Here is a 19,472-nt window from a genome sequence, read left to right as displayed (position 1 = left end):
TGCCTGTCAGACCGCGGCCGAGGCCGGGATTTCGTAGGTGCGGCCGGCGAGTTCGGAGGCGACGTCGATGATCATGTCCTCCTGGCCGCCGATGACACCGCGGCGGCCCAGTTCCATGAGGATGTCGCGGGCGGGGACCCCGAACTTCTTCGCGGCCCGCTTGGTGGGGTGGAAGAACGTGGAGTACACACCGGCGTACCCGAGGATCAGGGCGGTCTCGTCGACGATCTGCGGTTCCTTCATCAGCGGCGCCACGATGTGTTCGGCGGTGTCGATGAGGGGGAACAGGTCGACGCCGGTGTCCCAGCCCGCCCGCTCGAAGGCGGCGGCGAGGACCTCGGTCTGCGCGTTACCGGCGCTGGCACCGAGCCCGCGCAGCGACCCGTCGATGAACGTGGCCCCGTTCTCGGCGGCGGTCAGCGCATTCGCGATCCCGACACCGAGGTTGTTGTGAGCGTGGAACCCGATGTCCGCGCTGATCGCTTGCCGCAGGGCGGCGACCCGGTCCCCGGCGTGCCGGGGCACCATGGCACCGGCGGAGTCGACGACGTAGACGACGTCGGCGCCGTAGGAGTCGAGTTTGGCGGCCTGCTCCGCGAGGGGTTCGGGGTCGAGTTTGTGGCTCATCATCAGGAACGTCATCACCGTCAGGCCCTGCTCCTTGGCCCACTCGACCGGCTGCTGCCCGCAGTCGGCCTCGGTGCAGTGCACCGCGACCCGGACGGTCTTGATGCCGGCGTCGATGGCCTTCTGCAGCTCGGCCAGGGTCGCGATGCCGGGCACGTAGAGGGCGGCGATGTCCGCGTTCTCGACGGCGTCGACGGCGGCGCGGACGTAGTCGGGGTCGGTGGCGGCGGCGAACCCGTACTGGATCGAGGAGGCGCCGAGACCGATTCCGTGCGCGACCTCGATGGTGCCGACACCGGCCCGGTCGAGTCCGCGGGCAATGTCGGCGACGTTCTGCGGGGTGAACTGGTGCGACACCGACGACATGCCGTCGCGGAGGGTGGTGTCGACGATCGTGATCTTCTTCTGGGCGGGGGTATTCACTGTGCTGCTCCCTGGACGAGGTTCTGCTGGGCCATGACGTCGGCGACCTGGACGGCGGCGGCGGTGATGATGTCGAGGTTGCCGGCGTAGGTGGGCAGGAAGTCGCCGGCGCCGACCACCTCGAGCATCACGGTGACCAGGTCGCCGTCGACGTCGACCAGGCGCAGCGAGTAACCGGGCACGTACTGCTGCACCTTGGCGACCATGTCGATCACGGCCTTCTCGATGGCGGCGGGGTCGGGGTTGCGGACCTTGGCGTAGACGGTGTCGCGCATGTTCATCGGCGGTTCGGCCGGGTTGATCACCGAGATGGCCTTGGCGCGGTCGGCGCCGGCCACCTGGGCCAGCGCCTTGCCGGTCTTCTCGCTGAATTCGCTGAGATTCTGCCGGGTGCCGGGGCCGGCGCTGTGGGAGGCGATGGCCGCGACGATCTCGCCGTACGAGGCGTCGGCGACCTCGTTGATGGCGTAGAGGATCGGGATGGTGGCCTGCCCGGCGCAGCTGACCATGTTCACGTTCGGGGCGCCCAGGTGTGCGTCGAGGTTCACCGCCGGGACCACGTACGGGCCGACCGAGGCCGGGGTCAGGTCGATCGCGGTGATCCCGGCGTCGGCGTAGCGCGGGGCCGCGGCGGCGTGGATCTTCGCCGACGTCGCCTCGAACACGAAGTCCGGCAGCTCGGGCTGGGCGAGCAGCCAGTCCAGACCGCCGGCCGAGGCCTCGAGGCCTTCCTGCCGGGCGCGGGCCAATCCCTCGCTGTCCGGGTCGATCCCGACCATGTACCGGGGTTCGATGTGCTCGGACCGCAGCAGCTTGTACATCAAATCCGTACCGATGTTCCCGGATCCGATAATCGCGGCGCTTTTACGACTCATCTTCCAGTCCTTCCCTGGGCAGGCGGGGGTGATGCGGTCGACGCTAGGGAGGATCGGCTGGTGAGGGATCGACGATTCGGCTGTCTGGAACAGTGAGGGGCTCGACGCGATCGATGTTCGGCTATCACGAACGTCCGAGACCCCATCGGTCACGGTCCACCAAGCTCGTGACATCGACCACAGCCGGCGCAGCAGGCCCGGCAGTCGCAAATTCAGGAGATGCCATGAGTGACGCTCGTTTCGACATCGCGCACCTCGCCCGTGCCGAGCTGTTCAGCCCGAAGCCGCAGGAGACGCTGGATTTCTTCACGAAGTTCCTCGGTATGTACGTGACGCATCGCGAAGGGCAGTCGGTGTACCTGCGCGGGTACGAGGACCCGTACCAGTGGAGCCTGAAGATCACCGAAGCACCCGCGCCCGGGATGGGCCACGCCGCGATGCGGACGAGTTCCCCGGAGGCCCTCGAACGTCGCGCCAAGTCGCTGGTGGACGGCAACGTCAGCGGCACCTGGAGCGAAGACCAATTCGGATACGGCAAGACCTTCGAGTACCAGTCACCCGACGGGCACAACCTGCAATTGCTGTGGGAAGCCGAGAAGTACGTCGCTCCCCCGGAATTGCAGAGCAAGATCCTCACCCGGCCGTCCAAGAAGCCGTTGCAGGGTATCCCGGTCAAGCGCATCGACCACCTGAACCTGATGGCGTCCGACGTGACCGCGGTGAAGGATTCCTTCGAGCGCCATCTCGGGTTCCGGACCACCGAGAGGGTCGTCGACGGCAACGTGGAGATCGGCGCGTGGATGAGTTCGAACATCCTCGGCCACGAAGTCGCATGCATGCGCGACATGACCGGCGGGCACGGCAAGCTGCACCACCTCGCGTTCTACTACGGCACCGGCCAGCACAATCTCGATGCGGTAGAGATGTTCCGCGACTACGACATTCAGATCGAGGCCGGGCCCGACAAGCACGGCATCACCCAAGGACAGTTCCTGTACGTCTTCGAACCGGGCGGCAACCGCATCGAACTGTTCGGTGAGGCCGGCTACCTGCACCTGGACCCGGACGCCGAGACCAAGACCTGGCAGATGTCCGACATCGACACCGGACTGGCCGTCGGCGGGACCAAGCTGCCCTGGGAGTCGTACTTCACCTACGGCACCCCGAGCCCCCTCTCCCTCGACCAGCACATCGAGAAGTACGCCCACTTCGGGCCCGGCGCCCCCGACCCCTCCGCGCCGGAACTCGCCGTCGCCCCGGCCTGAGGCCCGTCGTCGGGAGGTCTGCTGCGGATCGGTCGTTCACTGGTTCATCTTCTTCCTGCCCCGAGCAGGCAGCGGGCTGAGCGCTCACTCTCGCCGGGGGTCGCGAAGGCTGCCGCTCGCCGGGGTGTTCTACGGCGAAGTCACCGACATGCGCTGCCGGGAAGACACCGGACTCGTCTTCTACTCGGGGCGATTCGGCGACTTCCACGAGTTCGGCCACGACGAGGTCCCCTGGTTGTTCTGATCGGCCCGAAGCGAACGTGCCCGCCGGCGCATCACTTGTGATGCGCCGGCGATCGGCGTTGCACCGAAATTGTGCAACAATAGTGCACGTCAGTACGGACCTGATCGACTCAGGGAGGGAAGATTCTCATGCCCCCGAACTGCGTTCGCATCGAGCGCTCGACCCGGTACGTTCGATGTTGTTGTACAACATCACGTGGGAGGCGGAGATGACGACGTCGGCCATTCCTCACGGCGGGTCCGGTGACTTCCGATGGTGCTAGCGGCGGGCGCGGACCCGAACAACGAGGGCAGCCCCGATGCGGGCGCAAATCGGACGCTGCAGGCGTATCACGATCTGCGCGCCCTGATCCTCTCCGGTCACTACGAACCGGATTCCCGCCTCACGGAGTCGGGCCTGACCACCCAGCTCCAGGTCTCACGCGGGACGATCCGTTCGGTGCTGGCGCGCCTCGCACAGGAGGGCTATGTCACCACCGAGGCGAACCGGAGTGCGCGCACCCGCTCGTTCTCGGTGGACGAGGCGATCGAGATACTCGAGACCCGCGCGGTCCTGGAGTCGGCGCTCGCAGCGAAGGCCGCCGAACGCGCCACCGAGGCGGACATCGCCGCGATGACCGAAACCTGTAAGCGCATGTGGGACTTGCAGGTACCGGGCGGGCGCGAGGAATACGGCAACCTCAACCGCAAGTTTCACGAACAGGTCAAGCGGGCGGCGCAGCAGGCCACCCTCACCAGGTTCGTCGACAGCCTGCTGTACCCGCTCGTCATGCAGCAGTACCGCGACGCGGAACGCGCGAACCCGCGCACCGACTCCGTCAGGGAGCACGAGGCCATCCTCGCGGCGATCGTCACGCACAACCCGGAGTCCGCCGCCGCGGCGATGCGGCATCACCTGTCGTCGGCCCGGCGGGCGCTGCAGCTGAAACTCCCGACCCCGGACGACTAGCTGGAACCGCGGAAAGGATGAACGGGGAATTCATGACCGACGTGATCATCGCCGGCGGTGGGCCTACCGGAATGATGCTGGCCGCCGAGCTGCGGCTGCACGATGTGGACGTGCTGATACTGGAAAAGGAGGCCGAGCCGACCGAGCAGGTCCGTTCGCTCGGCCTGCATGTGCGCAGCATCGAGATCCTGGATCAGCGCGGACTGCTCGAACGGTTCCTCGAGCAGGGCAAGCAATACCCGGGTGGCGGTCGCTTCGCCGGCATCGACAAACCGTGGCCCGAACAACTGGACACCGCGCACGCGTACATCCTCGGCATCCCCCAGCCGGTCACCGACCGCCTGCTCGCCGAGCGCGCCGCCGAACTCGGCGCCGACATCCGGCGCGGCAGCGAACTGGCCGGCCTGAGCCAGGACTCCGACGGGGTGACCGTCGAACTTGCCGGGACAGGAAACCGGCTTCGCGCGCGCTATCTCGTCGGCTGCGACGGCGGCCGCAGCACCGTCCGCAAGCTCCTCGGCGTCGGATTTCCCGGCGAACCCGCCAAGGTCGAGTGGCTACGGGGTGAGATGGAGGTGACCACTCCGCCGGAGGAACTGGCCGCCCTCGTGGCCGAGGTCCGCAAGACCCACAAGGGTTTCGGCGTCGGTCCTGCCGGAAACGGTCTGTACGGGGTCGTCGTGCCCGCCGAGAAAGTCGCCGAAGGCAGCACGGTGCCCCCGACGCTCGAGGAGGTCAAGCGACAGCTGCGAGCGTTCGCCGGCACCGACTTCGGTGCCCACTCACCACGCTGGCTCTCGCGCTTCGGCGACGCCACCCGTCAGGCCGAGCGCTACCGGGCCGGACGAGCGTTCCTGGCAGGCGACGCCGCACACGTCCACCCACCGCTGGGAGGACAGGGCCTCAACCTCGGAATCCAGGACGCCTTCAACCTCGGCTGGAAACTGGCCGCCGAGGTAGGCGGCTGGGCGCCGGACGATCTGCTGGACAGCTACCACTCCGAACGGCACCCGGTGGGCGCCGACGTACTGAACAACACCCGCGCGCAGAGCGAGCTCCTGTCCACCGAGCCGGGCCCCCAGGCCGTGCGCCGGCTGGTGACGGAGCTGATGGACTTCGAGGTCGTGAACCGATACCTGACGGAAAAGATCACCGCCATCGGAGTCCGCTACGACTTCGGCTCGTCCCCATTGCACGGGCCACCCGGCGACGGGCACGAACTGCTCGGCAAGCGGCTCCGGGACATCGGCCTGGAGCGGGGCCGCCTCTACGAGCAGATGCACCGCGGCCGCGGACTTCTGCTCGACCGGACCGGCCGGCTCTCGGCAGACGGCTGGGCGGATCGGGTCGACTCCGTCGTCGATGCCGGCGCCGAGTTGGGCGCGCCGGCCGCGCTACTCCGGCCGGACGGCCACGTCGCCTGGGCCGGCGACGACCAGGCGGGACTCGAGAAGCAGCTGTCGCGGTGGTTCGGCGCTCCCGTCAGTTGAGCACCGACGAGAACCCCCTCATGGGTGAGTTGCACCCGTGAGGGGTCCTCGTCGCGGCGGTCACGACCACAGCGCGACAGTCCATGCCGGGTCCAGGACGACGGTCACGTCGTCGCCCGGGCGAGCACGGAGGTGCGCGTCAGCGTGAGCGCGGAGCGACACATCCCCGACGGTGACGACCATTTCCTGGCGGTCGCCGAGGTATTCGCTGGTCACGATGCGCCCCGAGAATCGGTTGGGGCCGTGAGTTTCCCGCGCCTCGGGGACGATGCGAATGTTCTCGGGCCGGATGCACACGAACATTTCCTGGCCGGCGGTGGGCGGGGTGGGAGGGGCGGTGAAACGCTCGCATCGCACCACGCCGATGGTCGTCTTGGCGTCGACGACTCGGTCGCCGGAGCCCGCCGGCCGGTCGAGCACTCCGGGGACGAGGTTGGCGCTGCCGACGAAGTCGGCCACGAACCGCGTCGCCGGCGAGTCGTAGATCTCGCTCGGTGACCCGATCTGTTCGACCCGTCCACGGTTCATGACGACGATCGTGTCGGACATCGCCAGGGCCTCACCCTGGTCGTGCGTGACGTAGATGGTTGTGACGCCGAACTTCTGCTGGAACGAGCGCAACTCGGCGCGCAGTTGTGAGCGCAGCTTGGCGTCCAGGTTGGACAGCGGCTCGTCGAGCAGCAAGACCTCCGGCTCGCACAGCAGGGCGCGGGCCAGCGCCAGCCGCTGTTGCTGGCCGCCGCTGAGCTGGGTGGACCACCGGTCGGCGTACTCCGACAGGCCCACCTGCTCGAGCATCGTCCCGACACGTCGCTCGATCTCGGTGCGGGGGTAGGTCTTTCGGCCGTACCGCAGGGGGAACGCGGCGTTGTCGAACACCTTCATGTGCGGCCAGATCCCGTACGACTGCGGCACCATCGCGATCGGGCGGACGTCCGGGGGAACGTCACGCTGCGCCGCAGCGGAGAAGACGGCCTGACCGTTCATCCAGATCTCGCCGCTGTCGGCGGTCTCGAGTCCGGCGAGGCAGCGCAGTGTGGTCGTCTTGCCGCACCCACTGGGCCCGAGCAGGGTGAAGAAGCTGTTCTGCGGCACCGAGAAGCTGACATCGTCGATGACGCGGGTCACCTCGCCGCTGTCGTGGCGGTTGAATTGTTTCTGCAGACCGGAGATCTGTACGGAATGGTCGGTAGCAACGAGTTTCTGCATGTTCACGACACCTCAGATGTGTTTTTGGACGCCACGGCGGTTGACCCACCAGACGGAGACGGCGGAGAGGGCGAGCAGGAGGACTGCGAGGGCACTGGCCTCGGGATAGTTCGCGCTCTCGCCGATCATGTCCCACAGCAGCACCACGACGGTGCGGTTGTCGGAACTGGACAGCAGCAGCGCGATGGGGAGTTCACCCAGGGAGTGGGCGAACACCCACAGCCACGTACTCGACACCGCGGGGGCGACGAGTGGGAAGACCACCCTCCGCAGCACGACGCCCTTCGACGCGCCGGAGACACGTCCCACCTCTTCGAGTCCCTTGTCGAGTTGCAACAGGGCCGTCTGGATCATGCGGGACCCGCGCGGGACGTACCGGGTGGTGAACGCGATGATGATGATCCAGATCGTCCCGTAGATCGGGAAGGGCATGTACAGGTAGAGGAACAGCACCGCCATGCCCAGTACCACGGCGGGGATGGCGAATACCAGGAACGAGATATCGAACAGTGCCCGGCCGATGCGTCCGCCGCGGCTCGCCGCGAGCGCGAGCCACAGCGCGAACCCGGCAGTCAGGGTGGCCGTGATCAGGCTGATCACCAGGGTGTTCAGGACTGCTTGGCTCAAGCTCGGGTTGGTGAAGATCGCGGTGTAGTTGGCGAGGCTGAGCGCACCCAGATTGTCGAGGCTGATCGGCTGGAGGTACGGGGTCAGGCTCGTCCAGACCAGGGTCAGGATGGGCACGATGATCGCGACGAATACGTAGAGAAAGACGGTGGCGAAGATCGGGATCCGCCATCGCCCCAGCCGCACCGGCGTGGCCCGGTATCCCTTGCCCCCCACCACCTGGAACCGGTGCGACTCGCGGGTCTGGCGCCGGTAGACGGCGATCATCACCAGGGACAGCAGGACCAGCATGATGCCGTAGGCACTGGCCTGGCCGTAGTTGGCCAGTCCCGACGGCGGCTGCAGCGAGGCCTGGATGAGGCTGCTGAACACGTAGATCTGGTCCGGCATTCCGAGGATGGCCGGGATCGCGAATTCCTCGAGCGCGATGACCACCAGCAGCATGCTGGCCGCTGTGATTCCCGGCATCGTCAGGGGCAGAACCACTTTGCGGGTCCGTGTCCACCATCCGGCGCCCGCTGTGGCCGCGGCCTCCTCGAACTCGAGGTTGAGCCGGGCGAACGTCGGCGCGAGCATGATGTACATCCCCGGCACACCGAAGATTCCGGCTACCAGGATCATTCCCGGCAGCGAGTAGATGTCGATCGTGAACCCGGAGATCCGCTCGATGACGATGGCGATCGGACCGTTCGTGGGGTTGGCCGCCAGCACCCAGGCCACCGCCATGACCGTGGCCGGCACGGCCATGGGGGCCAGTGTGCTCGGCGCGAGGAATCGGCGGCCCGGCATGTCGGTGCGTTCGAACAGGTAGGCCAGGCTGACACTGATCACGAGAGCCAGCCCCACGGTGCCGACCACGAAGATCAACGAGTTGAGCGCGACTTCGACCAGGCGTTTCGAGGAGAAGATCGCGGTGAAGTTGGCAAACGTGAATCCGGGGACCTGGAAGGGCAGCTTCGTCTCGCTGTCCTTGAGGCTGCTGAACAACAGCATGCCCAGGGGAAAGAGCATGAGATAGGCGATGATCGCGCCGATGGCGATGTTGACGCCGACCAGGACGCGGTCCCGGCGTTTGGGGTGGTGTTCGTCGGTGGGCTCGGGGCGGACGCTGGTTCGCCGAGGGCGTGTGCCGGTGGGCGGGTGTGTGCCGGTGGGCGGGCGTCCGCCGGTGGAGAGCGGGGTGCCGGACTGCATCGCTGAAGTCTCCAAGGGTGAGGGGATAGAGTGTGCCGCCCGTCACGGGCAGCGGTGCGGCGGTGGGAGCCGTCAGTTGACGTTGGTGCCCAAGGCCTCTTCGACCTCGGGGAAGTATTCCGAGAACTGCTCGTACTGCTCGAGGTTGGTTTCGCCGAACCATTCGACGCCGGCGGCACACAGGGCGCCGATGACGCGGTTGGTTGCGGCGTCGGTGCAGTCCGTGTTGGTGGGGATGGCCGAGTTGTACGTGTCGACCAGCGCGGACTGGCCCTCTTCGGAGGCGAGGAACGCCGTGAGCAGGCGACCCGCCGCCGGGTGCGGTGCGCCGTCGGCCACGAACAGATAGGACTTGTTGGCGTTCGTCGGGCCTACCGGTGCGACGGCAATCGGTGCGCCCTTCGACTCGTCCTCGAGCACGAGGTTGATGAGGTCGGTCCCGACCGGTGTCTGGCCGGACACGACGAGCGTGTGGGCCTGCGTGGTGTTCTCGGTGTAGTGGGGATTCAGCTCGGCGAGCCGGGACGCGTAGTCGAGACCGGCGTCGGTGCCGAGGGCCGGATCCTGGGCCCACACGGTCATGAAGGACCCGCGCGACTCGACGCTGAGTTTTCCGCCGTCCCATCGCGGATCGAGCAGGTCGTCCCAGCTCGCCGGCACCTCGTTCGGGGCCAGGGCGTCGGTGTTGTAGGCCCAGACCTTCGGCACCGCCCACACGTAGACGAAGTCGTCGGCGAAGATCTGGTCGCCGGGCACCTCGTAGGACGCCCAGTCGACCTGCGCCGCCATGGACTGCGACGGCAATACCGTGAGCCCGCCCGCGTTGGACACATCGAACGTCACACGCTCGGCGGCCTGCTCCACATTGAGCTGGGTGACCAGATCGGGAGCCTTCTTGTTCGTGTACCTGACCTCGATCCCCGGGTACTTCTTCTCGAACGCGTCGATGGCCGGCTTCATCTGAGCCTCCGGCTTCGGCGCGAACCAGACGACCTCCCCTTCGGCCTTGGCCGCCTGGTACAGCTCGTCGAGGTTCTTGGTGTCCGGAACGGGCGGCGGACCGCCGCAGGCGGTCAGGACGACGGCGACTGCCGTGACCGAGGCCATGCAGAGCCTGCGCCGAATGCGGTTCATGGCGATCAACATTCCTTCGCGGCGGTGGTGACAGCGCTGCCGTGGGCGAGCCCGTACAGCCGCCCTGCGGTGCCGCCGGCGATCAGCGCCAGGTCGGTGGCGTCGAGTGCCGGCAGTTGCTCCGTGATGAGGTCGTGAAGTTCGGACAACGACCCGGCCGAGGCGGGGAAGTTCGACCCCCACATGACGTTGGCCGCGCCGAACTCGTCGATCAGCGTGCGGACCACCGGTGCCGCGGATCCGCTCTCGCGCTGCGCGCGCAGGACGGCAGGCGGCGTCAGCTTGATGAACACGCGGCCCGTCTCGCTGAGCTGGGGAACTCCGGGCGCGCTCGGGTACGGCGCGGCGTCCAGTTGCGGTCGGCCCGCGTGGTCGAGGATCGCGGTGAGTCCCGGGTACTGCTGGAGAAGTCCGGCGAGGATGGGAGCGTGCTGGGCGTGCATCTGGATGCAGACCGGCACCCGGCGGTCGGAGAGGAACTGCCAGACCGGCGCCATGCGCTCGTCGTCGAGTCCGCGGCCGGGCGTCGGGACCGCGGTCGTCCCGTCGGCGGCACGGATGCGGACCCCCGAGAAGCCCCGCTCGTCGATCCAGTGGTGGAGGTCGTCGACCACCTTCGGGGAGAGGAAGTCCACCGAGCAGACCCCGCTGAGGCGGTCGGGGTGCCTCGAGAGCTGGTCGGCTACGTAGCTGTTGTCGAATCCGTAGACCGTGGAGGCCTGGACGACGACGAGATGGTCGACTTCGGCGTCGTCGGCGGCGCGCAGGAGGCCGTCGATGTCGGTGGGCCGTTCCTGCGACCAGGTGGATCGGTGGCCGCCGAGCGGATCCGCGGGGTAGGTATCGGTATCGGGCGAGATGATGTGGGTGTGTGTGTCGACGGTGAACATTCGTACCTCACGTCTGGTTGGTGGGGTGGCGGGCGGAAGCGGGCGGGCGGGTGCGCTCAGGCCGAGTCGCCGAGATGCCGGGTGAAGTCGTCGAGGAGTTCGGCCACCGTCACCGGTGTGCGGATGACGTTTTGCTGCAACGCGTAGTCGATTGCGATCTGCAGACCGGCGACGAGCTCGTCGGTCACTCCGAAGCGCAGGGCGCGCACGCGGGGACCGGGCTCGGTGTCGGCGGCCTTGCGCGCCTCGATCTCGGCGCCGAAAGCCTGGTAGAGCGCCGATACCGTGCGGGGCTCGGCCTCGAGGAGGTCGCGCCGGACGGTGAGCACGTGGTTGATGGGCACCGTCTGGTGCCGGGCGCCCCATGCCTCCTCGGCCTCCCGCCAGTTCGGGATGATCGGGACCAGCGGCCCCTGCGCGCCGTCGAGCGCCGGCGGGCCGAGGACGGCGGCCACGACGTCGCCGCGCTCGAGCACGTCGAGCACCTTGCCGGTCGTGCGCTCGACGTTCGGCGGCTCGACATAGCTGGCGACGTGCGGCTCCTCGGTGGTCACCCAAGTGACCTCCTTGGCGTCGACGCCGAACTCCTCGTGCAGGATTCCGCGCACCCACAGCCCGGTGGTCTGGCTGTAGGCCCGGACGCCGACTCGCTTACCTGCCAGGTCGGCCGGGCTGATCTCGGCCGAACCGGGGTAGCGGGTGAGCGAGTGGTGGTGGAAGTCGCCGCTGAGCACCACCGGCAGAAGCGCGATAGGGGCGCCCGCCTCGCGGGCCTGCAGATAGGTGGCGATGGCCAATTCGCTGAAGTCGTACCGGAGCTCACGCACCATGGGAGCGAACGCCTTGTAGATCGGATCCGCTGCCGCGAGCTCGACGGGATGCCCCTCGACGCTGAATCCCGGTTCGGCGAGGAACGCCGTGTGCGGGTAGGACTTCGCCGCGATGGACAAGGTTGTGGACATGAATACAACTCCTCTGTTGCGTCCGAACCCGGGGAGTGCATGTGGTGTGCCTCCGAACCCGGGGAGTGCACTGGTGTCAGTGCGCCGATGCCGTCATTCGACCGATGGGTGTACATCGGTTTTGTCTTACGGTTTCGCTCAATTTACGCGGGAGTGACGCCCATTACAAGCCTTTGAGGCTCGGATCGTCTAACAATTTCACGGAGGGCGGGTCGAGGCGGGCGGCGACGGCACCGAGTTCGCATCCGGCGGCGCGATCACGCTGGGACAATCCGCTCCGCGATCAACATTGTTCTACAAGATCGACGCGATCCTGTTGGACAGGACGGGCGAACCGGTCGCAAAAAAACAGGTTCTTGCTGTTCGCTGCAATCCGCTGCTAGTCTGACGACAGAAAGTTGTTAAACAATCTGAGAGCCGACCGGGGAGACTCGGATGACGCCAGTGCCATCTGGCGACCGGCCTGCTCGCTGCCGGCGAGGGCACGCCCCTCCGACACCAGCTCGCTGAACGAGTCTCGCGAGTTTCCCCGAAGCGCCACAGTGGTCTGTGGTGGCTGTTCACGATCGTCAAGCGAGGACACAGTTGTGATAAAGATCGACGAAGAGATCGCCGTACCCGCACCGCCGGGGCGCGTGTGGGCAGTCATTTCCGACCCCACCGACGTGGTGTCGTGCATCAACGGCGCCGAACTCGGCCAGTTCCACGACGACGGCTCGTTCGACGGCACGCTGGTCGTGAAGTTCAGCGCGATCCGCGTGCGCTTCGGGGCCCGGATGTCGCTGGAGCTGGACGAGCCCGCCTGGGAGGGGCGGCTTTCGGCGCGCGGACGGGACGGGCAGGGCGCGACGCGGTTCACCGCGCACGCGAACTTCCGGATCACCGAGGACCACGCGGGCGGCGCACGGGTGCAGGTGACCGGCGAGGTGGCCCTCGCGGGCAAGCTCGCGTCGGTGATCGAAGCGGGCGCCGGCGCCGTGGTATCCCGCATGACCAACGACTTCACGGACGAACTGGTGCGCCGGTGCGCCGGGGACACAGCGGTCGTGCCGGCGCCGAGCCGGCCGACCGTGTGGGCTCGCGTGCGCGCCTGGTGGCTCAGGACCATTCACAAGCGACAGAGCGAGCAGAGCGGAGTGGCAAGTGGCAAGACTCAATAGTGTGATCGGTGCGCTGGAATCGGGGCAGCACGCCTTCGCGGCGTTCGCTGCTCCCGAGCCGGCGGCAGCGCTCGACTTCGCGACGAGCGACTACGACGGCCTGGTGTTCGAGGCCGAGCACAAACCCTGGGACGCAACGACGTTGCGGGACAGCCTCCAGTACCTGCTCAACCGGCGACGGATATTCGAAGCCGGCACTCTCGCGCCGTCGCCCACCCCGCTGATCCGGGTTCCCGTCAACGGTGCCGAACACGGGCAGTGGCACGCGAAGCAGGCTCTCGACCTCGGCGCGTACGGAATCGTATGGCCGCACATCAGCCGGGTCGACGAGGCGCGCAACGCGGTCGCGGCCTGCAGGTACCCCCGACTGCCGGGCGCGGAGCGGTTCGACCCGCCGGGCCTGCGCGGCGACGCACCCGCGGCCGCGGCACGGTACTGGGGCCTGTCGAACGACGAGTACTACGCCAAGGCCGACGTGTGGCCGCTCGCCCCCGAAGGCGAGATCCTCGTCGTGATCCAGATCGAGGATCAACTCGGCATCGAGAACCTCCCGGCGATCCTCGAGCAGGTGCCCGGCATCGGTCTCATCCTCATCGGTGAGGGCGATCTCAGCCAGGAACTGGGCGTGCCCCGTCAGCTCGACCACCCGCTGATGGTCGAGGCCAGGAGCCGGATCGTGAAGATCTGTCACGAACACGAAGTCGTGGTCGGCCACCCGCACGTGACCACGAGCAACGTCGAGCAGGTGCTCGACGAGGGCTACCGCTTCCTCATGTCCGCGCCGGTGCGCAGCTATCCCGGCCTGGAACTGGGCCGCAAACTCACCGGTCGCTCCTGACCCCGAACACTCACCTGGAGAAAACCTTCATGATCATCGACTGTCACGGCCACTTCACCACCGCGCCACCCGCGCTCGGACAGTGGCGCGAACGCCAGATCAAGGCGTTCGAGGAATCGGGCTCGCGAGTCTCACCCGACGAGTTGCACATCGGCGACGACGAAATCACGGCCGCGATCGAACAGGGGCAGCTGAAGCTCCAACTCGAACGGGGTACCGATCTCACGCTGTTCTCCCCCGGCGCGGGAAAGATGGCCCACCACTACGGCGACGAGCAGACCAGCCTGGTGTGGTCGCAGGTCAGCAACGACCTCATCGCCCGGGTGTGTGGCCTGTTCCCGGACCGTTTCGCCGCGGTGTGCCAGCTTCCGCAGTCGCCCGGGGACGCGCTGGCCTCCTCCATCCGCCGGTCGGCGGCAGAGCTCGAGCGCTGCGTCGAAGAACTCGGGTTCGTCGGCTGCCTGCTCAACCCGGACCCCTCCGACGGGTACTGGCAGGCGCCGCCGCTGACCGACCGGATCTATTACCCGCTCTACGAGAAGATGGTGGAACTGGACGTGCCCGCGATGATCCACGTCGCGATGTCGCGTAACCCCGCCATCCAGGGCACCTGCGCGCACTATCTCAACGGCGACACCGCGGCCTTCATGCAGCTGTGCCAGTCGGACCTGTTCACCGACTTCCCGACGCTGCGGCTGATCCTGCCGCACGGCGGCGGCGCGGTGCCCTACCACTGGGGCCGCTACCGCGGGATGATGCAGGACCAGGGCAGGCCGCCCCTGCAGGAATCGTTGCTGCGCAACGTCTTCTTCGACACCTGCGTCTACCACAAGCGGGGTCTCGAACTGCTCACCGACATCATCCCCGCCGAGAACGTGCTCTTCGCCTCCGAGATGATCGGCGCCGTCCGCAGCGTCGACCCGGAGACCGGGCACCGCTTCGACGACACCAAGGCGCTGCTCGACTCCATCGACTCCATCAGCGACGACGACCGGCAGGCGATCTACGGCGGCAACGCTCTGAAGGTGTTCCCCCGCTTGGCAAGCCGCGTCACCAACCACGACAAGCAAGAGGAGATTGCGCGGTGAAGGTATACGAAGCGCTCGCAGCAGCGTTCGCCGCCGAGGGCACCACGGATGTGTTCGGCATGATGGGCGACGCCAACATGCACTGGATGAATGCCCTGGCCACCCGCGGAACGCGCCTGTACGAGGTGCGCCACGAGGGTGCGGGTCTGAGCATGGCGCACGGGTACGCCCGCGCATCCGGCAGGCCCGGTGTCGTGACGACGACGAGCGGGCCCGGTACCGCGCAGCTGGCCACGTCGATGATCGTGGCGAGCCGTGCACGCATCCCGCTGGTCGCGTTCTGCGGGGAGACGCCGTTGGGAGACACGGGCGCCGTGCAGTACCTCGACCAGCGCCGGTTCGCCGCCGCGATCGAGTGCGAGTTCCTCCAGGTCACCAGGGCCGAGTCGGCCGCAGAAGTGGTGCAGCGCGCCTTCTACCTGGCCCGCACCCAATCCCGGCCGGTGATGATCAGCGCTCCGTTCGACGTGCAGCTGCAGGAGTTCGAGGACGACATGCCGTACGTCCCGTCCACCGAGCTGCTCCGGGCCCCCAAGCTGCTACCGCATCCGGACCGAATCCAGCAGGCGTGCGAAATCATCGGGGCGAGCAAACGAGTCGTGATCGTCGCCGGGCGCGGCGCCCGCAACGCCGAAGCAGGCGAGCAAATCCTCGCGCTCCAGCGTCGCACCGGCGCCCTGCTCGCCACCACGCTGCAGGCCAAGAACTGGCTCAGCGCCGAAACCGACTACCACGTGGGGATCGCGGGACTGTTCGGGAGCAGACTGGCGATGGAGCTGCTGCAGGAGGCCGACTGCGTGGTGTCGGTGGGCGCAAGCCTCAACCACTACACCATCGAGAGCGGATACCTGTTCCCCGAAGCCCAGTTCATCCAGATCGACACCGCACCGCACCTGGTGATGGGTAACGGTCAGGTCGCCGACTGCTACATGCAGGCCGACGCGATCACCGCCCTCGACGCCCTCACGGGCGCGCTCGGGGTTCGCGGTATCGAGATGGAAGGCTTCCACACCCCCGATGTGCACGGCCGGCTCACGGCCCCGCTGATCGACCCCGCCGAATTCTGCAGTCAACCGGGCCTTCTCGACCCGCGCGAGGCGATCTCGGTGATCGACGCCGAACTTCCCGGCGAGATCGGGCTGGTGCTCGGCAGCGGACACCAGACGGACTTCGGCACCATGCTCTTCCAGCGGTCCCGCGAGATCACCTCGAACTACGGCATGTTCGGCGCCATCGGCCAGGCCCCGCTGCTGACCATCGGCACCGTCGTCGCCAACGGCGGCAAGCCGACGTTCGTGGTCGAGGGCGACGCAAGTTTCCTGATGCACCTGTCGGAGTTCGAGACTGCCTGCCGCTACAAGCTTCCGGTGCTCGTCGTCGTCATGAACGACGAAGGCCTCGGCGCGGAGTACCACAAGGCCAAGGCCAAGGGCCTCGACCCGGAGCTCGCCGTCATCCCCACCCCCGAACTCGGCACGGTCGGGAAGGCACTCGGTGGCGGCGGCGCGACGGTCCGCACGACCGGCGAACTGCGCGCCGCGCTGGCCGAGTACGTCCGCGACCCGCGGCCCACCGTGATCGACGTACGCATCACCCGCGACGTGCTCAGCGTGCCGTACCGGCGCATGCAGTACGGCGAAGACGTATGACCGCGCCGGGACTGCCGGTCACCGAGGACAAGAGGAGTCGTCAATGAAAATCGTACTGGGCAGGGATGATCTCGCTGCCGTTGCCGTCGAGGGGGCCGCGGCCGCCGGCGCCACGGCAGAACGTCTCGACATCCGGCCCGTGCACAAGGCATCACGCGGTTTCGTGAACGACGCGTCGGCGGACGTGTGCGAGCTGGCCGTGGTGACGCTGCTGCAGGCGGCTGCGCACGACAAGCCGGTGGCGCTGCTGCCGATCACCATGCTCGGCCGGTACCAGCATCAGACCCTGGTGACACTGGGCGAGCTGGGCGTCGAAGGTATGCGGGGCCGGAGCGTCGGCGTGCGGTCGTGGAGCCAGACCACCGGGGTGTGGCTGCGCGGGTTCCTCAGCGAGCAGTACGGCCTCGATCTGTCCGAAATCAACTGGCAGACATACGAAGGCGGGCACGTCGACGGGGCTGTCGACCCGGCGTGGGTCACGCGCGCACCCGAGGGCGCCAAGCTGCAGGCCGACTTCCTCGAAGGCCGGCTCGACTACGGGATCATGGGCAACGAACTGCCCTCCGACGACCGGATCCGCACCGCCATCCCCAATGCCCTCGCGGTCGCGGCCGAATGGGCCGCACGCAAGGGCTTCGCTCCCATCAATCACGTCGTCGGATTCAGCGCGGTGGCGGCGAACGAGGACCCGAAGGCCGTACTCGCGGTGTACGACGCCCTGGCCGAGGCCGCCGCGACCACCGGTGCTCCGGCGGACGGGGTGAACCTGAGCCCAGTCGGGTTCGACGGTCTGCGCGGGCCCGTCACCGAGGCCGCCCGCTACGCCTACGAGCAGGGGGTGCTGCCGCGCCGCGTCGAGTTCGACGAACTGGTCGATCGCACCTGCGCCGCGCTCGGGGTGACCGCGTCCCGGCTCGGCGGCTGAACCCCGCGCTCCCTTCTCGATACGAAAGGCTGAACATGAACACGCTCTCGGTCGCACTCGGCGACTACCGGCACGTGCAGGCCCTGCTGGGCGGCGATGTCGAGGTGAACGGCTACGAGGTGAACCCGGTCGAGGTCACCCCGATCATCGGCGCATACCGGCGGATGATCCGCGACCTCGAGTTCGACGTGTGCGAACTCGCGCCGACCTCCTACCTGATGGCGTTGCAGGCCGGGGTTCCGCTCACCGGTATCCCCGTCTTCCTCAACCGCCGCTTCCACCACGCCGACGTGCAGTGCGGTTCGGCGTCGGGAATCCGCTTCCCCGCCGACCTGAAGGGCAAGCGGATCGGTGTCCGCGCCTACACCGTGACCACCGGGGTGTGGATGCGCGGCATCCTTCGCGACGAGTACGGCCTCGACATCGACACCGTGAAGTGGGTCGTGGACGACGACGACCACATCGAAGGCCGCGCTCCCGCGAACGTCGAACGCGTCACCGACGGCCGCTCGCTCGGCGAGTTGCTGCGGGCAGGGGAGATCGACGCCGCGTTCAGCGGCAACGCCGGCACCGGACGTGCAGGGGCACCGCGGGCGGGGTGGTCGGCGGCGGCCGAGCAGCCCGCGACCGAGGCCGGGCCGTACCCGCTGTTCCCCGACCACGAGGTGCTCGCCACCGACTGGTACCTGCGCACCGGGATCTATCCGCTCCACTCGGTGATCGCGATCCGCAAAGAACTCGTCGACCGCGATCCGGCTTTGCCCACCGCCCTGTACGCCGCGTTCGCCGAGAGCAAGCGCCGTCAGATCGAGGCCGATCCGCAGTGGTCGGCGCTGCCGCGACTGGGCAAGCAGGCCAACCAGATCCAGGGCGATCCGATCCCGTACGGTCTCGACGCCAACGATGCGAGCGTGCGCGCGCTCGTCAAGTACTCCCGGGATCAGGGTCTCCTCGATCCGGACTTCACCACCGATCCTCACCAGGTGTTCGCCAAGGGCGACTACCCGGACGCCTGATCCAGCCCCCCGAACGAGAAAGGTGTAGACCTTGGACATCGTCGACACCCACTGCCACATCATCTCCGACGACGTGACCCGCTACCCCCGGGCCCCGATCGGCGGGACCCAGTCCAGTTGGGCGACCACCCGCCCGGTCACCGCCGAGGGCATGGTCGAGCGGATGGACGAAGCCGGGATCGCCCAGGCCGTACTGGTACAGGCGACAACCGCCTACGGCTATGACAACTCCTACGTACTCGACAGCCGGACCCAGCGGCCGGACCGGTTCATCGTGGTGGGCACGGTCGATCCGTTGCGGCCGGACGCCGCCGACAACCTGGCGGCCGCAGTCGGCGACGGCGGCCTCGCCGGGGTCCGGCTGTTCACCAGCGGCAGCACCGTGCCCACCCAGGGCGAGTGGTTCGCTGCGCCGGAGACGTATCCCTTCTGGGACAAGGCCACCGAACTCGGGGTCACGGTGTGCCTGCAGATGCGGCTCGGCCCGGCAACCGAGCAACTGCACGTGCTGCTGCGCCGGTTCCCGTCGGTCCGGGTGCTGCTCGATCACATGGGGTACCCCGACATCGCCGCCTCACCCACCGAAGCCGGCGAAACGGTGGCGGAGTTGGCCGTTCACCCCGGCTTGCACCTCAAGCTGACCCACCGCAACCTCGAACGCCTGCACGACGCCGGCACGAAGGCCGCGGGTTTCCTCGACCCGGTGCTCGAAAGTTTCGGAGCGCACCGGATCGCGTGGGGTTCCAACCTTCCCGCCGCCGAACAGTCGCTGCCCGAACTCGTCGCCCTCGCACAGGAGGTGTTGTCCGAGGTTCCCGAGCCCGAACGCCGGGAAATCTTCGCGGGCACGGCGCGACGACTGTACTCCGGCCTGGCCGGATAGGGTCCGGCGGGTCCCTGACGTGCGT

General features: G+C 67.7%; 17 protein-coding genes. 10 read left to right on the top strand and 7 right to left on the bottom strand.

Annotated elements, in window-relative coordinates; all coding sequences use genetic code 11:
- Window positions 1-6: 6 nt before the first annotated feature.
- Window positions 7-1,050 (bottom strand): 4-hydroxy-2-oxovalerate aldolase, encoded by a 1,044-nt coding sequence (gene dmpG, locus ROP_RS18440; RefSeq protein WP_012690922.1) that lies wholly within the window; start codon window positions 1,048-1,050, stop codon window positions 7-9.
- Window positions 1,047-1,925, bottom strand: a complete 879-nt coding sequence (locus tag ROP_RS18435; protein ID WP_012690921.1) for an acetaldehyde dehydrogenase (acetylating) — start codon at window positions 1,923-1,925, stop codon at window positions 1,047-1,049. Before ROP_RS18435 ends, dmpG begins: the two co-directional genes overlap by 4 nt.
- Window positions 1,926-2,149: 224 nt before the next feature.
- On the opposite strand from ROP_RS18435, the gene ROP_RS18430 reads away from it, so the two are divergent.
- The 3 genes from ROP_RS18430 (at window position 2,150) to rox (ending at window position 5,872) form a co-directional block, all read left to right on the top strand.
- Window positions 2,150-3,190 carry a VOC family protein gene (locus tag ROP_RS18430; protein ID WP_012690920.1) on the top strand — a complete coding sequence of 347 codons (1,041 nt, stop codon included), beginning with the start codon at window positions 2,150-2,152 and terminating at the stop codon, window positions 3,188-3,190.
- 496 nt (window positions 3,191-3,686) lie between these two features.
- Window positions 3,687-4,382, top strand: a complete 696-nt coding sequence (locus ROP_RS18425; protein ID WP_050785099.1) for a GntR family transcriptional regulator — start codon at window positions 3,687-3,689, stop codon at window positions 4,380-4,382.
- Window positions 4,383-4,414: 32 nt separating this feature from the next.
- Window positions 4,415-5,872: a rifampin monooxygenase gene (rox, locus tag ROP_RS18420; RefSeq protein WP_012690918.1), complete on the top strand. Its 1,458-nt coding sequence runs from the start codon at window positions 4,415-4,417 to the stop codon at window positions 5,870-5,872.
- Between the two features lie 60 nt (window positions 5,873-5,932).
- Here the strand turns inward: rox and ROP_RS18415 are convergent, their stop codons facing one another.
- The 5 genes from ROP_RS18415 to ROP_RS18395 form a co-directional block, all read right to left on the bottom strand.
- Window positions 5,933-7,081 (bottom strand): ABC transporter ATP-binding protein, encoded by a 1,149-nt coding sequence (locus ROP_RS18415; RefSeq protein ID WP_043826670.1) that lies wholly within the window; start codon window positions 7,079-7,081, stop codon window positions 5,933-5,935.
- Window positions 7,082-7,093: 12 nt separating this feature from the next.
- Entirely contained in the window at window positions 7,094-8,902 is a 1,809-nt protein-coding gene (locus ROP_RS18410; protein WP_012690916.1) for an ABC transporter permease, read from the bottom strand.
- A gap of 72 nt (window positions 8,903-8,974) precedes the next feature.
- On the bottom strand, window positions 8,975-10,036 hold the full coding sequence (locus ROP_RS18405; protein ID WP_231868945.1) for an ABC transporter substrate-binding protein: 1,062 nt from the start codon (window positions 10,034-10,036) through the stop codon (window positions 8,975-8,977).
- Between the two features lie 5 nt (window positions 10,037-10,041).
- A complete protein-coding gene (locus tag ROP_RS18400) occupies window positions 10,042-10,926 on the bottom strand; it encodes an amidohydrolase family protein (RefSeq protein ID WP_012690914.1) in 885 nt (294 codons plus the stop codon).
- 56 nt (window positions 10,927-10,982) lie between these two features.
- Window positions 10,983-11,888, bottom strand: a complete 906-nt coding sequence (locus ROP_RS18395) for a hypothetical protein (protein ID WP_012690913.1) — start codon at window positions 11,886-11,888, stop codon at window positions 10,983-10,985.
- Window positions 11,889-12,475: 587 nt separating this feature from the next.
- Here ROP_RS18395 and ROP_RS18390 point away from each other — a divergent pair.
- The 7 genes from ROP_RS18390 to ROP_RS18360 are packed head-to-tail and all read left to right on the top strand — an operon-like array spanning window position 12,476 to window position 19,447.
- Window positions 12,476-13,048: an SRPBCC family protein gene (locus ROP_RS18390; protein WP_012690912.1), complete on the top strand. Its 573-nt coding sequence runs from the start codon at window positions 12,476-12,478 to the stop codon at window positions 13,046-13,048.
- Complete coding sequence (locus ROP_RS18385; RefSeq protein WP_012690911.1) at window positions 13,032-13,886, top strand: HpcH/HpaI aldolase family protein; 855 nt, start codon at window positions 13,032-13,034, stop codon at window positions 13,884-13,886. The genes ROP_RS18390 and ROP_RS18385 overlap by 17 nt, the downstream gene beginning before the upstream one ends.
- A 29-nt stretch (window positions 13,887-13,915) precedes the next feature.
- Window positions 13,916-14,974 carry an amidohydrolase family protein gene (locus ROP_RS18380; RefSeq protein WP_012690910.1) on the top strand — a complete coding sequence of 353 codons (1,059 nt, stop codon included), beginning with the start codon at window positions 13,916-13,918 and terminating at the stop codon, window positions 14,972-14,974.
- Window positions 14,971-16,623, top strand: a complete 1,653-nt coding sequence (locus tag ROP_RS18375; protein WP_012690909.1) for a thiamine pyrophosphate-binding protein — start codon at window positions 14,971-14,973, stop codon at window positions 16,621-16,623. Before ROP_RS18380 ends, ROP_RS18375 begins: the two co-directional genes overlap by 4 nt.
- Window positions 16,624-16,666: 43 nt before the next feature.
- Window positions 16,667-17,548: a hypothetical protein gene (locus ROP_RS18370; protein ID WP_012690908.1), complete on the top strand. Its 882-nt coding sequence runs from the start codon at window positions 16,667-16,669 to the stop codon at window positions 17,546-17,548.
- 35 nt (window positions 17,549-17,583) lie between these two features.
- Window positions 17,584-18,564 (top strand): 4,5-dihydroxyphthalate decarboxylase, encoded by a 981-nt coding sequence (locus tag ROP_RS18365; RefSeq protein ID WP_012690907.1) that lies wholly within the window; start codon window positions 17,584-17,586, stop codon window positions 18,562-18,564.
- A gap of 31 nt (window positions 18,565-18,595) precedes the next feature.
- Window positions 18,596-19,447, top strand: a complete 852-nt coding sequence (locus ROP_RS18360) for an amidohydrolase family protein (protein WP_012690906.1) — start codon at window positions 18,596-18,598, stop codon at window positions 19,445-19,447.
- Window positions 19,448-19,472 lie beyond the last annotated feature (25 nt).

This window comes from Rhodococcus opacus B4 (assembly GCF_000010805.1).
GTDB classification, from domain to species: Bacteria; Actinomycetota; Actinomycetes; order Mycobacteriales; family Mycobacteriaceae; genus Rhodococcus_F; species Rhodococcus_F opacus_C.
Note: the sequence above shows the minus strand (reverse complement) of the source record. Positions and strands in the feature narration are given on the sequence as shown.